Below are 15,234 nucleotides of genomic sequence, written 5' to 3' on the forward strand. Positions count from 1 at the left end.
GGTTGGCGCAATCCAGGACATCGAGACTCGGCCCTGCCTGCACGCACAGGCACGCCCGTCATTCCTGCAAGGATTTCCGATGTTCACCGCACAACGGGCAACGCGCCCATGAGCGCCGCACCCCGCACCCGTCGCCGCCTGTGGATCGCCGCCGCCGCTGGCGTATGCCTGCTGGCCCTGGCCGTGCTCTGGCTGATGCCGGCCGCACCACCGGAACTGGAGGTGTCGCCCGTTCAACGCGGCGATATCGAACAGGTGGTCGAAGCCACCGGCACCCTGAAGCCCTCGCGCCTGGTGAGCGTGGGTGCACAGGTTTCCGGCCGCATCGAAACCCTGCACGTGAAGCTGGGCGACAGAGTGAAGGCCGGCGACCTGATTGCCGAGATCGATTCGCGTACCCAGCGCAACGCGCTGCAGAGCGCCCAGGCCGCACAGCGCAGCGCCCGCGCCAACCGCGATGCCCTGGCTGCCGACCTGCGCCAGTACCAGCTGACCCTGCAGCGCCAGCAGGCACTGGTCGCCCGCCAACTGGTGGCGCGTGCCGACTACGATGCAGCGAAAACCAAGGTCGACGCCACCCGCGAACAGGTCGCTGCGCTCGATGGCGAAGTGGTGCAACGGCAGACTGATGTGGACGTGGCACAGACCAACCTGGGCTACACGCGCATCACTGCCCCCACCGACGGCACCGTGCTGGCCGTGGTCGCCCGCCAGGGGCAGACCGTCAACGCCGTGCAGAGCGCGCCGACCATCGTGATGCTGGGCAACCAGGACGTGATGACCGTCTACGCTGAAATCTCCGAGGCCGACGTGGTGCACACCGCCCTGGGCCAGGAGGCGTACTTCACCATCCTCGGCGACAGCGGCCGGCGCTACAGCAGCACGCTGCGCGACATCGCACCGGCGCCGGAATCGATCACCAACGAAGACACCTCCGGCTTCGCCGCGCCCGGCGCGTCGGCTGGTGCTAGCCGCACCGCCATGTACTACAACGGCCAGTTCGACGTGGACAACGCCGATGGCCGCCTGCGCAGCTACATGACCGCACAGGTGCGCATCGTGCTCGGCCGTGCCAAGGGGGTGTTGACCATCCCATCGGCCGCCCTGGGCGCACGGGCAGCCGATGGCAGCTACAGCGTGCAGGTCCGTGGCGCCGATGGCCGGCCAGCCGCGCGGCGCATCACCACCGGGCTGGATGACCAGATCAACGTAGAGGTGCGCAGTGGCCTGCAGCAAGGCGAACAGGTGGTGCTGGCACAGACTGCCGATGCCGCCGCTGCCACGGGCGCTGCACAGCCATGACCGACGCCGCGATGGACGGTGCGCTGCTGCGCGTGCGCGGCATCCGCCGCGAGTTCGCCGCAGGCGAGCATACCCTGGTGGTGCTCGATGGCATCGACCTGGACATCCGCGCGGGCGAACTGGTGGCCATCGTCGGCCAGTCCGGCTCGGGCAAATCCACGCTGATGAACATCCTCGGCTGCCTGGACCGGCCCTCGGCCGGCACCTACTGCATTGCCGGCCGCGAGACCGCGCAGATGACGCCGGATGAACTGGCCGAACTGCGCCGCGAGCACTTCGGCTTCATCTTCCAGCGCTACCACCTGCTGACCGACCTCACCGCGCTGGGCAACGTCGAAGTGCCGGCCATCTATGCCGGCCAGCCAGCGGCCGAGCGCCACCGCCGCGCGCAGGCGCTGCTGCAGCGGCTGGGCCTGGGCGAGCGCATGCAGCACCTGCCCGGCGAGCTGTCCGGCGGCCAGCAGCAGCGTGTGTCCATCGCCCGTGCGCTGATGAACGGTGGCGCGGTGATCTTCGCCGACGAGCCCACCGGCGCACTGGATACGCAGTCCGGCAAGGAGGTGATGAAGATCCTCGGTGACCTGCACGCCGAAGGCCACACCGTGGTGCTGGTGACCCATGACATGGCCGTGGCCGAGCACGCCCAGCGCATCATCGAGATCCGCGATGGGCGCATCGTGGATGACCGCCCCACCGCAGCTGCCTTGGCCGCCAGTACCAGCACGAGTGCCGTCCTGCAGGCGCGCAGCGAGGGCAGCGGCTGGCAGGCGCTGCGCGACCGCTTCACCGAAGCCTTCCGCATGGCCCTGCGCGCGATGAACGCACACCGCATGCGCACCTTCCTCACCATGCTCGGCATCATCATCGGCATCGCCTCGGTGGTGTCGGTGGTGGCGCTGGGCACCGGTGCACGCCAGGCCATCCTGTCCAACATCGCCTCGCTGGGCACCAACACCATCGAGATCTACCCCGGCTCGGGCTTCGGCGATGTACACGCCGCGCAGGTGGAAACACTGACCCCGGGCGACAGCGTTGCCCTGGCCGGCCAGCCCTTCGTGGACAGCGCGACGCCCGGCGTGGCCAGCAGCGGCACCGCACAGCGTGGCAATCGTGCAGCAAACGTGCAGATCCAGGGTGTCAGCGAGCAGTACTTCCGCGTGCACGGGCTGAAGCTGGGCGCCGGCCGCTTCTTCGGCCAGCCTGCCGTGGCCGGCCACCAGCAGGTGGCGGTGATCGACGCCAACACGCGCGCACGCTTCTTCGCCGCCCAGGAGGATCCCATCGGCCAGAGCCTGCTGCTGGGCAACGTGCCGGTGCGGGTGGTGGGCGTGGTCAAGAAGGAAGCCGGCGCCGCGGGTGACGCTTCACTGCTGCAGGTCTGGGTGCCCTACACCACCGCCATGGCCCGCATGCTGGGGCAGAGCCACGTATCCAACATCACCGTCCGCGTCTCCGATGCGGTGGGCATGCAGGCAGCGGAGGCCTCGATCAGCCGGCTGCTGGCGCGCCGCCATGGCCGCGCGGACTTCTACATGAGCAACAACGCGCAGATCCGCCAGTCCATCGAACAGACCACGCGCATCCTGACGTTGATGATCAGCGCCATCGCCGCCATCGCGCTGGTAGTGGGCGGCATCGGCGTGATGAACATCATGCTCGTCTCGGTGACCGAACGGACGCGCGAGATCGGCGTGCGCATGGCCGTGGGTGCCCGGCGCAGCGACATCCTGCAGCAGTTCCTCATCGAATCGGTGCTGGTGTGCCTGCTCGGTGGCGTGCTGGGCATCGGCGTGGCACTGGCCCTGGGTGCGGTGCTGGCCTTGGCCGATATCGGCTTCAGCCTGGTGTTCTCCTCCGCCTCGATCCTGGCCGCGTTCGCCTGCAGCAGCCTGATCGGCATCGGCTTCGGCTTCCTGCCGGCACGCCGTGCCGCACAGCTCGACCCGGTGGAAGCCCTGGTCCGCTGAACGGCATGCAGAACGCTGCAGTGACGGCAGGTTCGCGCAATGTCCGCGCGCTGTACTGACCCTACCGACACAGCCGCACAGGAGCGGAACGATGGTTGAGAAGACAGGACGCAGCGCATGGCTGCTGGCGGCCGCCGTGCAGTTTCTGGTGCTGCTGCCCTATGCCGGCCCGGCGCAGGCGCAGCACCGCGATGGCTACCGCGCCGGATGGGACCGTGGCTACGAAGACCGCCAGCGCGATGAACGCGAGCGCCGTGAGCGCGAACGGGAACGCGACCGCCGTGACGATGCCAAGGCCAAGGGCGTGGTGGTGGGTGTGGTGGGCGCGGCCGTGGTGGCCGGCGTCATCGCGGCCGCCGCCAAGCGTGAACGCGAGAACCGTGAGCGCGCCGATTACTGCATGAGCCGCTACGGCAACTACGACCGCCGCAACGACACCTACCGTGGCTCGGACGGCTACAGCCATCCCTGCCGCTGAACTGCCCCGCAGCCTTCAAGGAAACCACCGCATGAACAAGACCGCTCTACTGATTGCCCTCTGCGCCGCGCCGCTGCTTGGCCACGCCGCCATCAATGATCCGAAGCAGGCTTACATTGATTCGAGTTTCGCCGCCATGGACAGCAACGGCGACGGCCGCATCGACAAGGCCGAGTACGCGAAATACCAGCAGGCGCGCTTCAGCAAGCAGGCCGATTCCATCGACGCCGCGTTCAAGGAAATGGACACCAACAAGGACGGAAAGATCAGCAAGCAGGAAGCGGCCGTCGTGCCGGAGATCGCCAAGTACTTCGCCGGCCTGGATACCGATGGCGACGGCTATCTCTCGCTGAAGGAGATGCAGCAGGCGATGGTGGCCGCACAGACGGCGGACACGCCAGCGAAGTAGCGCCGTGGCGGATGCGCCCTCACATCGCTCTGGCAGGTGCCCACCGTGGTGGGCACGATTCCGTCACCGCGCGCGCAAACCGAAGCGCCCACCAAGGTGGGCATCTACCGGCCCTAGAGCGCTGATGAATCAACGCACCTTGTACAACACCGCCGCACCCGGCCGCGGTTCAAACGCCGGCACCGTCTGCTGGGTCAGCGCGGTGCCCTTGGCATCCCACACCAGCGTCTCCACCGGGTACTCATCCTTGCGGGTCATCTGGTCGATCTTCGCAACCACCACCGTCGCCGCCGCCGGCACTTCCGGGTTCCAGCCAAACACCCCCACGCGGCCATAGAACACCGCTGGGGCAGTGGCATCAAGGCGGCGGTCCGGGCACATCACCAGGCCGCGATCAAGCATCACCCGCAGCGCACCCACCGGCACCTTCTTCACGGTCGGCGTAGTGCGTTCAGTGCTGTGGCCGGGGCAGACATTGGCGGCGCGGGTGACCATGTCTTCGGCCACCTGGCGGTCAGACTGGGCGAAGGCCAACGCCGGGGCCAGGCAAAGGCAGAACAGGACAAGCGGGGACTTCCGGGTCATTGCAGAGTTCCTGGAGTGGATACCCAGCGAACTTAGCAATGGCTCGACGCGGAGTTGCAAAGACTGCGTGAGGCCCCGGTTACGCGCGCGCTGCACGCTGCGGCGGCACCGCAGCATGGAAACAGGCCTGGCGATTCAGGATGCGCTCAAGGGCCGGCTGCTAACACAGCAGCCAGGAACTGCCGGTGGCGCTCTCGCCCACCGCAGCAAAGGAATGCCCCGCCCATGCCATGGCGCGGACACCTGATTGCCCCATTGGATTGAGCCGACCACCGATGCTTCCCCCGTTCGAGCCGCTCAGGCGCTACTTCGATTTCTCAGGCCGCTGTGACCGCACGGAGTTCTGGTCGTACCTGCTGTTCGTACTCGCGGTATTCGGCGCATGCAACGCCCTGATCGAGCTGCCCCATGGGGAGAACGCCTACAGACTGGCTGCCGCCGGCTGGTTGCTGGGCATGGCGGCAGCCGTGTTGCTGTTCATCCCGACCCTGGCCGCGATCGTGCGCCGGCTGCACGACATCGACGAGTCAGGCTGGTATGCGGTAATCGTTTTCGTACCGTTGGGCGTGTTCGTCCTGTTCCCGGTGATGCTGCTGCCGGGAACCGGCGATGACAACCGATTCGGCCCGGAACGCGCCGCGCAGACCCGTTCGCTGCCCGGGTTGAGCCTCAAGGCACCAGGCAGCGCTCCACCTGCAGCGACAACACCTGGCAGGCGTTGAACAGGCCCTCCACCACAGCGGCCGAAGGGTAGCCATCCGGGGTCTCGCTCTCCCGCGCCACATGCGCCGCGTGCAGCACGGCAGTCAGTGCGGTAATGCCCGAAGCGCTGCGGGTGGCCAGGGCCATCTCAAAGGCGCGCCCGGGGCTGAGGCGGGTTTCGGTCCAGGGTTCACCATCGGCACGCAGGTTCGCGCCGTGGCCCTTCAAGTGCGCAAGGAATGTGGAAGGTACGGCGCGCTCGGCAGAGTCGCAGAGGGCATCCTCGAGCTTCTCTGCGAGGGTGTTGGGAAGATCGCGCAGGGCAGCGCCGAGTAGCGCGTGCAGGCGGGGATAATCGGGAAGACGGTCAGGCATGACGGCAACCTCACGGTGTGGCCACCTGCAGATGCAAGGTGGCGGACGGTGCGGGTTGCCGTGCCGGATACGTAGTACGAAAGCCGGCGGGTCCTGAGACCCCCACACACCGTCCGCCATGGACTGGCAGAAGGTGCATTGTCGTGACTGCAGGTTCGACCGCAACAACGACGCCGTGTACTACGTAAGTTCGGGACGCCAATCCCGGCCAGGGCGAATGCCTTGGCGAGGCGATGATTGGCGTACTCGTTCGCGGATGAAAAGTAGGGAAATGCCGCGTTCGCGTGCAGTCATGGCACTTGCGTCATGCGGTGGCGAGTTATCCATCAAACGCACCCGATGGGGCGGGAACGTTCGCCTGCAGATGGCATGCCACTGTGTATGCGGGAAGGCCGAACGCGACACACCTGACTCACCTTTTCCCCATAAGCCGCTCACGTCGGAACAGATCAGGTGTCGCAATCGACCCCTGAACACCCTGCGGATCCGGCATCAGAGAGCAGGCCTGCGCCTCCAGAGAATCCGCAATCGCCCGTTGCAGTGCGGTTCCAGCGGGAATGTCGCAAAAGACACTCGAATCCATTCCGAATCGCATCGGATTCTCCCGGCCGATCAGCAATGGAAGCGATTCATGGCACGGAACTGGATTGTGATGGGAGACCCGACCTCCAGCGGAGGGCGTGTAATCACCGCGTCGAACCGAACCGACATCGAGGGCATGGGCGTTGCACGCGTGGGTGACAAGGCCACGTGCCCGCAGATGCACAAAGGGGTGTTCTCGATTGTTGAAGGCGACAGCACGATCATCATCGATGGCCAGCCCGTTGCGCTGGACGGATGCGCGCTCGCGTGTGGCTGCAGGGTGATGTCCAGCCAGCAACTCCGGGTGTATGTATCCAATACGGCCACCACGGGCGAAACTGCCAGCCGCAACTCAGCCAGTACGCAGCCTGCTGCAACGCCGCTGGACAGCGGCCGCCACCTTCAGTTCGACCAGGCCATCCGTTTCACCGGCTCACAGGGCATGCCGTTGCGTGAGCTTCCCTACACGCTCCACCTGGCGGATGGCCAGACCTTCTCCGGCATCACCAGCGCGCTGGGCGAGACCTCACGTGTATCAACCCGGGAAAGCGTGGCAGTGGTGCGCGGGGAGTTGCGCCCACCCAGTACCACGAGCGGCTGTTGCGAACGCACTGTGTTGGCCGGGATCGATGATGTAGAGATTTTTGAAGTTGACGGTGTGATCACCACCTCTGACACCTTGGGAACGTCGATCGTACCGGTGCAGGTGCCAAGCCATGAACGCCGCTTGACACAAGGCGAGATCGAGATGGCACAGCTGGTATTCGGCGATGCGATTGACTACAGCCTGGTGAGAATTCACAACCATGGCTACTGGATGCTGGTTGGGATGCAACCGGATAACACTGTGGTTGCGCCCAATGGCGAGATCTATTTCCCAAAAGACCTGTATAGAGATGACTTCTCTCGTGAAAACCTGGACCTCCAGAAACTCTTCATCCATGAAATGACGCATGCCTGGCAGTATCAGCTTGGCTACAACATAAAGCTAACTCGGGGTCCACGGCCGAACATGAGCTACAGATATCAGCTTGACGAGGTTCGCCTACTGCGCGACTACAATATGGAAGCGCAAGGCGACATTCTCGCAGACTACTTCCTCGCTACCTTCCGTGATTCGCACAGCAAGAGGAACCGAGCTACGGATCAGGCAATGCTCGACATTCGTGCCAACTTGAACCGTACCCTCGCGCAGTTCCTCTCATCGCCTGGCGACAAACGCAATCTTCCAAGGACGACACGATGATCAAGCAATCATGGCTATTCTGCGCGTTACTGATGCCGCTTGTGGCCAGCTGCTCACCACCGCCCGGACGCTATCAGCAGGCTACGGTCAGCACGTCCGACGGCAGACTGTGCTTTGGCGTTCCCGACACGCGCGAAACGCGGTCCGCGCCTCCTGAGATCGTCTCAATCGCTGTGAGCGAAGTTGGGAACGGCCTTTACCCGCTGTGGGAACGCATATTCGTGGATGAGAGCATCCCCAAGCTCGTCCTGCCCCCTCACCAGTGCATCCCTTATGCGTCTGTATCGTCCGCTGCTCCGCCACTACAGGTGGGAACGTACTACGAGGTGGCTCTCTCCGGGTATACACCGGGCAACCCAGAAAATGAGGGTGAGGGAGAGATGCGTTCCTTCATCTCCTGTTTCCATCTCCGTCAATACGCCGACACCACCCGCTTGGAGCCTGTCATGGTGGTATGCGGCAATGTACCCACATCTTCGCTGCCCCCCTCATGAGTGGAGGCCCAGTGATTCGCGTGGTGCAGCGAGTAGCGCACTGAACCGATGCAGCTGAATGGCCGTATGGCGAAAAGTGCACCTTCCAAGAGCGACACGATGATCAGACTGTCATGGCTCCTCTGCGCGTTGCTGCTACCGCTGGCCGCCAGCTGCTCACCACCGCCAGGGCGCTACCAGAAAGCCACAGTCAGCACGTCCGACGGCAGGCTGTGCTTTGGCGTTCCCGACACCCGCGAGAATCGATCCGAGCCGCCTGAGATTGCTTCCATCGGAGTAAGCGCTGCTGGGCAGGGTCTCTACCCGATGTGGGAACGGGTCTTCATGGACGAGCATGTTCCCGAACCTGCACTCCCACCTGACCAGTGCATGCCCTATGGGTCCGGACCCACCCCTGCCCCGCCGCTGCAGGCTGGCGCGTACTACCAGGTGGTCCTCTCCGGATATACACCAGACAACCCAGACAATGGGGCTGTGGGAAAGATGCGTGTATTCAGAGCTTGCTTTCACCTACATCAATCCGCCAATGATCGCGAATTGAAGCCTATCGTGGTGACCTGCGGGGACGTGCCCCCATCCTCGCCACCTCCCTGATGAGAGGAGCTCAGCCATATAGACCGTTGCAGCAGGAACCTCACCAGGCTCCCAACCTTCAACTGTCCCCACGCGTACTCTGGTAACCGCGATAAGTTTCGCCCCACTCGCGCATTGCCAGCAGCACCGGCACCAGCGAACGCCCGAATTCGGAAAGTTCGTATTCCACCTTCGGCGGCACTTCCGGGTACACATGGCGGATCAGCACGCCGTCCGCCTCCAGTTCACGCAACTGGCTGGTCAGCATCGATTGCGTGGCGTTGGGCACCAGCCGCGTCAATTCCATGAAACGCCGCTTGCGCTTCATCAGGTGAAACAGGATGACCGGTTTCCACACGCCGCCCATCACCGACAGCGTGACCTCAACCGCGCACCCGCTCTTGCCATCCCAACGCTTGCTGCGCATACATACTCCGGAAAACCATAGTACCTACGAAAAATCGTCGTTCTTGTTGCGATCACGGTGCGAGCCTAGCATGGGGCCATCCACTGAACGTGAGGCGCTTCATGAAGTTCAAGGCTCTCCTTTCCAGCAAGACCAACGACCGTGTTTCCACCGAACTGGTGGATTTTGACGAAGCCGACCTGATGGACGGCGATGTCCTGGTGCAGGTTGATTATTCGACCCTCAACTACAAGGACGCGCTGGCGCTGACCAACGAGCGCCCGGTCATCCAGAAATTCCCTCTCATTCCCGGCATCGACCTTTCCGGCGTGGTGCTGGAATCCAGCAATGCCGGTTTCAAGGCCGGTGATCGCGTGGTGCTCAATGGCTGGGATCTGAGCATGGGCCACCACGGCGGCCTGGCCCAGCGCGCCCGCGTGCGGGGTGAGTGGCTGAACAGGATTCCCGGCAACCTGACCACCCGCGATGCCATGGCCATCGGCACCGCCGGCTATACCGCCATGCTGTGCGTGCTGGCATTGGAAGACGCGGGCGTGACCCCGGAAAAGGGCGATGTGCTGGTCACCGGCGCCAATGGCGGCGTGGGCTCGATTGCCGTGGCCATTTTGTCCAAGTTGGGCTACCGCGTGGTGGCCGCGACTGGACGCCCGGAACATGCTGAGTACCTGCACAGCCTGGGCGCGGCGGAGATCATCGACCGCGGGGAGCTTTCCGAGCCGCGCAAGAAGCCGATCAGCGCCGAGCGCTGGGCTGGCGTGGTGGACGTGGCCGGCGGCCCGACCCTGGTCAACGCGCTTGCCGAAACCAAGTACCGCGGCGCCGTAGCGGCCTGCGGCCTGGCACAGAGCGATGCGCTGCATGGCTCGGTGCTGCCTTTCATCCTGCGCAACGTCACCCTGGCCGGCGTGGATTCGGTGAACGCACCGCAGGACGTGCGCCAGCGTGCATGGGATCGCCTGGCCACCGACCTGGACCCGCAGAAGCTTGAGAGCACGGTGCAGCAGATCGGCTTGGCCGAGGTGCTGGACGTGTACGAGCAGATCATCCCGGGCAAGGTGCGCGGGCGGATCGTGGTCGACGTGAACGCCTGACGCCTGTTACGCCAGCGGTGGTGCAACGCCATCGCTGGCTGCTGGCCCGCCAGAGCGGAAGCCCTGCGCACGGCATCAAGCCCCCTTATCATGGGGCTGTAAGGGCGCTTTACGCCCAGTGACGTACGCAAGGCAGTATCTGGATGTCTATGGAATGGCGCCCCTCGGGCTGGGGCCAGCGTGTGACCCGCTCGCCGGACTGGCGGCTGCGGCTGGATGGCGAACATGTCGAGCTGCTGATTGCGGGCCGGCAGTACTCGCAGCGCGTGGACGGCGACGAACGCGTGCGGGTTCTTCCTGGCCTGTTCTGGGCCCGAGTTGCGCTGAAGAGCGATGACGGCCAAACACTGTCAGTGGATGGTCTGCCGAACCGCCAAGCTTCGCAGCTCTCGGCGGCTGTCCAGCAGGTGCTCTTTGCGCGCACCACGCGCGGGCGCAAGGCGCTCTTTGAGGACATCCTGGAGCAGATCCAGTCATGGCTGGCTGATGCCGACGCCCTGACCGACCGGGGCACTGCAGGCCGCCGCTGGATCACCCACGAGCAGCAGCAGGCCCTGCTGGCCGAGCGCCCCGCCCTGCCCCTGTCGCCGGCCGAGCTTGAGCGACTGTTCCTCGATGAGGACGTGCACGACGATCTGCACGCGCACAGCCACCGCGTCGCGCTGGATGCCCTGCACGACTGGCAGCTGGATTGGCCCGCCGTGTGGGCAGACGCCAATGCGACCATGACAACGCGGGAACTGGTGCTGGCCAAGGACTTCCTGGACCGGGTGGAAAGCAGGCCGCTGACCGAGGAACAGGCCCGTGCGGTCATCTGCTTCGACAACTGCGTGCAGGTCGTCGCCTCGGCCGGCTCCGGCAAGACCTCCACGATGGTCGCCAAGGCGGCTTATGCCATTGATCGCGGGTTCGTTGAGCCCGAGCGGATCGTGATGCTGGCCTTCAACAAGGACGCCGCCAAGGAACTGGAGGAGCGCGCGCAGCGGTCCTTCGAACGGCTCGGCATGGGCGACACCGTGGTCGAGGCGCGGACCTTCCATGCGTTGGGCCTGGCGATCATCGGCAGGGCCACCGGGCGCAAGCCCGACATTCCCGAGTGGGCCATCGACGCGACGCAGGGCTTCAACAAGCTGGCCGAGCTGGTGGACGACCTGAAGGATCGCTCGATCCACTTCCGCACCCAGTGGGACATGTTCCGGCTGGTGTTCGGGCGCGATCTTCCGCCGTTCGGTGCCGAGATGATGGCCGATGGCTACGACCGCGACGGCACGCCCTACATCCGCACCCTGCAGGGCGAGCGGGTAAAGAGCCTGGAAGAGTGCGTCATTGCCGATTGGCTGTTCTACAACGGCGTGACGTACGACTACGAGCGCCGTTACGAATTTGATACCGCCACCGATACCCACCGCCAGTACCGACCGGACTTCTATTACCCGGACGCTGCGCTCTATCACGAGCACTTTGCGCTGGATGCCAACGGCCAGCCGCCGAAGCACTTCGACAATTACGCCGAAGGCATGCAGTGGAAACGCCAGCAGCACGTATCGCGCGGCACCGCGCTGGTCGAAACGACGTCGTTTGGCCTGCGCAGCGGGCATGCACTGGAACATCTTGCCGGGAAACTCGGCGATTCCGATGTCCGGCTCGACCCGAACCCCGACCGTGAGCTGCCCAACGAGGGCGCCAAGCCGATGCCGGACGCGGACCTGATCGGCCTGATGCGGACCTTCATCGCCCACGCCAAGAGCAACTGCCTGACGCTGGACGATCTGGCCGCGCGCCTGCGGCAGATGCCCGAAGACCAGTTCAAGGAACGCCATCGGCGATTCCTGGAAATCGCCGCGCCGGTTTTCCAGGCCTGGGACAACGCGCTGGCCGACGAGCGCGGCATCGACTTCGAGGACATGCTCAACATGGCCGCCGGCATCCTGGAGCAAGGGCATTACCAATCGCCCTACGACCTGGTGATGGCCGACGAATTCCAGGACGCCTCGCGCGCCCGCGCCCGCCTCTGCCGTGCGCTGGTCAGCCAGCCGGGCCGCCATCTGTTTGCGGTGGGCGATGACTGGCAGTCGATCAACCGCTTCGCGGGTGCCGATGTTTCGGTGATGACCGGGTTCCGCGAATGGATGGGCCATGCCCAGGTGCTGAAGCTGGAGCAGACCTTCCGCTGCCCGCAGGAACTGTGCGATATCTCCAGCCGCTTCATCAGCCGCAATCCTGCACAGATTGCCAAGGCGGTGCGTTCTGCTGCGCCGGCGATGGGGCCGGTAGTGCAGGCCTTCCAGATGACGCGGCGTGAGGAAGTGCAGGACGGTGTTCGCCAGTACCTGGCCAAGCTGCACCAGCAGTTGGTTTCTGGAGCCGTACCGCCGGGGCGCGATGGGCGCGTTCGGGTGTTCGTGCTCGGCCGCTATCGTGCGGATCGCAGTGCGCTGCCTGCGGATTGGAAGACGTTGTTTGGCAGCACGATGGAGGTTGAGTTCCTTACGGCCCATCGATCGAAGGGGCGCGAGGCGGACTATGTGATCCTGCCGGGCATGGTGAACCGTGGATTCCCCAGCCTGCGCGCGGATGATCCGGTGCTTTCATTGGCAATGCCGGATGGGGATACGTACCCGCTGAGCGAGGAACGGCGGTTGTTCTATGTGGCGCTGACGCGTGCGCGGCGGAGTGTGGCGATGTTCACGCTGCAGGGCAAGCACTCGCCCTTCCTGGATGAGCTGGTTGAGGAAGGCGTTGTGGAGGTGACCGGGATTTCAGGCGCGGTCATCAATGAGGAGCGCTGCCCGGTGTGCAAGGTGGGGGTGTTTGTGGAGCGGAATGGACCGCATGGGGCGTTCCGGTCGTGCTCTAGTTACCCGTTGTGTCATAACAAGCCAGGGAAAATAGGCAGATGAGATCATGCGCGCATAGCTCCCCCTTCATGAATTTATTGTAGAGCTTGCGCGAGCCTTCCGAAATGGAGCCAGACTGAAAGCGAAGCACTTCAAATAAATAGCACGCCTATTTTTTTCCTGAAGAACCTAAGGGGCTAGGGACCTACCCCGCCCTGTCAACAGAGCTGAACAGCGCATACACCCGCTTGATAACCATCAATATGGTAAGCATTACGTTTATCCATATGAAGGCGTTCATGGCATAGACAAACGACTCCATCCTGCTACCGGACCCACTCTTCACAGCCATTGTAAAAACAAGCAAACTCACTAGAGAGCACAGGCAAAGAAGCACAGCAAAAGATATGTTCGCCACTGACTCATCAATGACATTCCGCCTCAGCTCGACGTGCCGAATTCGCTTGGCATCCACGCTTGCTTGAGGCCTCTGGAGCTTATCGAGCAGATCCTTCACCTTGGTCCGCTGATCAAACATCAAGACTAATAAATTCAGGAGCAGGCCAAGCAAGATGGCCGCTGCATTAATCAATGCAGCGACCAAGCTTTCGGTCAGCGGAATGAGCGAAAGATAGACGACCACGCCAATAATAAGCGGACAAATGAAGAATACCGACCAATCCACCAAGCTAATTCGCCCGGCAGAGTGATTTCTCAAGGTCATCAGATGAGCTTTGACGATACCCAGCACATTAATCTTTGCACTCATACCTCACAGACCTCTCATCAATTCGAGTTGTCTAGATCATCCATCAGCTCGGTCGCAAATTTTGCGATTGACTCTCGCGTAGGAACTCCGTCCTTGAACTTTATCTGCGGCTCCTGAAGGTAGAATTTTGCTTTAGGAGTTTTCGATCCCTCCAGTGAGATGACTCGCGAGCGGCCATTGAAGGAGACTTCCGCCTTCACATCCGTGCAATCCTTGTCAGAAATCGCCACAAGTAGATCTCTCTTCTTACCTTTCCCGATGAACGCGGAGAGCTTTCCAAGCCCGCCCTCCCTCTTGAGCACCAGAGTTTTTTCAATAGTGTCGTCGGTGAGGATGTCGGCAACGTCCGCTCCTGCAGGCGTTTCGAAATGGGAAACCTTGATGGATCTAACGTCTGCGTCTTTCAAATAGGTCTTTAGCGCGAGACTGGAACACAGCGGACTAACGACCAAGCCGCAGGCCGCAAGCTGATTGTTAACGTGAAGTCCAAGGTAGTCTGACAACCACGACTTTACGTTGATATTTCCTATGGAGTGAAGAATTGCGTAGCCGGCCTTACTGCCTGCTGGAAGCCTAAGGTGGACATAGTAGTCAATTACGTCACTTTCTTCCGACTTCTTCTTGTGCGTGGATTTCAAACTGGTCGAACTAATGATGTCACTTGGTATGCCAAAGCTACCCTGCCCAACATAGAACGATATTTCTCGTGCAACCTTGTCCAACTTGGGAGAGCTAATCTTGATGAGGCGATTGCTTCCATTGACCAGAAATTTTTGATGACTTCCTGTATGGAGCTTCACAAATGCTTCAACAACATTTAGCAGATCGAACTTCTTACCTGCGACGTTGATGGCATCCAAAACGGAATTCTTGTCCTTTCCGGGCTGCTTTGGATTCTTAACCTTCACTTCGAATGCTGATACGGAATGCGATGTCACAAGCCCCCCTGCTCTGTAGGATGTTCAACTCATGTGAAGATCGTGCCATCGTAGCACCCGCGTTTCCGTAGGTTTTTTTCCCTTCATTATGTAGGTAAATTCCTACATCCATTTTCAGGCGAGCGGAGCGCTCAGCTCGGTAGATGGGGGCAAGAGCCAAGCGAGTTGCAATGGCCCCAGGCCTCTAAGCATCATTGATCTCGCCTATCCGAGCAGATGATTGCAGGGGGAGCTAGCCACCGCTGCAGAAAGCAATGCAGCAGAAGACCAAATGTCAATGACCGGACAGCAAAAAGCCCTCGTTTCCAAGGGCTCTTTAGAAAAATCGTGGCGGAGAGAGTGGGATCGGATCACCTTTGATCCAACCCCTTCAAACCGTTGCAGAAAGCCAGCCGGGCAGGTTTCCTTTCGAAGTTTCCTTGATCATAGCTGGTCAAGTATCCCCACATCCAGTGCCTG

General features: G+C 62.6%; 13 protein-coding genes. 8 read left to right on the forward strand and 5 right to left on the reverse strand.

Translation table 11 applies throughout. The features are described 5' to 3' along the window. Positions 1–108 precede the first annotated feature (108 nt). The 4 genes from IAE41_RS05795 (at position 109) to IAE41_RS05810 (ending at position 4,156) form a co-directional block, all read left to right on the forward strand. Complete coding sequence (locus IAE41_RS05795) at positions 109–1,302, forward strand: efflux RND transporter periplasmic adaptor subunit (RefSeq protein WP_200732424.1); 1,194 nt, start codon at positions 109–111, stop codon at positions 1,300–1,302. Next, entirely contained in the window at positions 1,299–3,269 is a 1,971-nt protein-coding gene (locus tag IAE41_RS05800) for a MacB family efflux pump subunit (protein WP_234458332.1), read from the forward strand. The genes IAE41_RS05795 and IAE41_RS05800 overlap by 4 nt, the downstream gene beginning before the upstream one ends. A gap of 91 nt (positions 3,270–3,360) precedes the next feature. Further along, positions 3,361–3,747 carry a hypothetical protein gene (locus IAE41_RS05805; protein ID WP_200732425.1) on the forward strand — a complete coding sequence of 129 codons (387 nt, stop codon included), beginning with the start codon at positions 3,361–3,363 and terminating at the stop codon, positions 3,745–3,747. A 31-nt stretch (positions 3,748–3,778) separates the two neighbouring features. Further along, complete coding sequence (locus IAE41_RS05810) at positions 3,779–4,156, forward strand: EF-hand domain-containing protein (protein WP_200732426.1); 378 nt, start codon at positions 3,779–3,781, stop codon at positions 4,154–4,156. Between the two features lie 129 nt (positions 4,157–4,285). On the opposite strand, the gene IAE41_RS05815 is transcribed toward IAE41_RS05810, so the two are convergent. After that, positions 4,286–4,741: a hypothetical protein gene (locus tag IAE41_RS05815; protein ID WP_079222329.1), complete on the reverse strand. Its 456-nt coding sequence runs from the start codon at positions 4,739–4,741 to the stop codon at positions 4,286–4,288. A gap of 275 nt (positions 4,742–5,016) precedes the next feature. Here IAE41_RS05815 and IAE41_RS05820 point away from each other — a divergent pair, with 275 nt between their 5' ends. Then, positions 5,017–5,463: a DUF805 domain-containing protein gene (locus IAE41_RS05820; RefSeq protein WP_200732427.1), complete on the forward strand. Its 447-nt coding sequence runs from the start codon at positions 5,017–5,019 to the stop codon at positions 5,461–5,463. Here the strand turns inward: IAE41_RS05820 and IAE41_RS05825 are convergent. Beyond that, positions 5,411–5,818: a hypothetical protein gene (locus IAE41_RS05825; RefSeq protein ID WP_200732428.1), complete on the reverse strand. Its 408-nt coding sequence runs from the start codon at positions 5,816–5,818 to the stop codon at positions 5,411–5,413. The two genes, IAE41_RS05820 and IAE41_RS05825, sit on opposite strands and share 53 nt — an antisense overlap. 631 nt (positions 5,819–6,449) lie before the next feature. On the opposite strand from IAE41_RS05825, the gene IAE41_RS05830 reads away from it, so the two are divergent. Continuing rightward, entirely contained in the window at positions 6,450–7,646 is a 1,197-nt protein-coding gene (locus tag IAE41_RS05830; RefSeq protein WP_200732429.1) for a PAAR domain-containing protein, read from the forward strand. Between the two features lie 1,146 nt (positions 7,647–8,792). Here IAE41_RS05830 and IAE41_RS05835 read toward each other — a convergent pair. Next, positions 8,793–9,140 (reverse strand): helix-turn-helix domain-containing protein, encoded by a 348-nt coding sequence (locus IAE41_RS05835; protein WP_108746931.1) that lies wholly within the window; start codon positions 9,138–9,140, stop codon positions 8,793–8,795. A gap of 101 nt (positions 9,141–9,241) precedes the next feature. Between IAE41_RS05835 and IAE41_RS05840 the strand changes: the two genes are divergently transcribed. Both IAE41_RS05840 and IAE41_RS05845 read left to right on the forward strand, forming a co-directional pair. Next, the gene (locus tag IAE41_RS05840) at positions 9,242–10,231 is read left to right on the forward strand and encodes an MDR family oxidoreductase (RefSeq protein ID WP_200732430.1); all 990 of its coding nucleotides are present in this window, start codon (positions 9,242–9,244) and stop codon (positions 10,229–10,231) included. 149 nt (positions 10,232–10,380) lie between these two features. Beyond that, positions 10,381–13,131, forward strand: a complete 2,751-nt coding sequence (locus IAE41_RS05845) for a UvrD-helicase domain-containing protein (protein ID WP_200732453.1) — start codon at positions 10,381–10,383, stop codon at positions 13,129–13,131. A gap of 142 nt (positions 13,132–13,273) precedes the next feature. On the opposite strand, the gene IAE41_RS05850 is transcribed toward IAE41_RS05845, so the two are convergent. Further along, positions 13,274–13,837, reverse strand: coding sequence for a hypothetical protein (locus tag IAE41_RS05850; protein WP_200732431.1), 564 nt, complete (start codon positions 13,835–13,837; stop codon positions 13,274–13,276). A gap of 17 nt (positions 13,838–13,854) precedes the next feature. After that, positions 13,855–14,745 (reverse strand): hypothetical protein, encoded by an 891-nt coding sequence (locus IAE41_RS05855; RefSeq protein ID WP_200732432.1) that lies wholly within the window; start codon positions 14,743–14,745, stop codon positions 13,855–13,857. Positions 14,746–15,234: the final 489 nt, after the last annotated feature.

It is taken from the genome of Stenotrophomonas sp. S39 (assembly GCF_016624665.1).
Taxonomy (GTDB): domain Bacteria; phylum Pseudomonadota; class Gammaproteobacteria; order Xanthomonadales; family Xanthomonadaceae; genus Stenotrophomonas.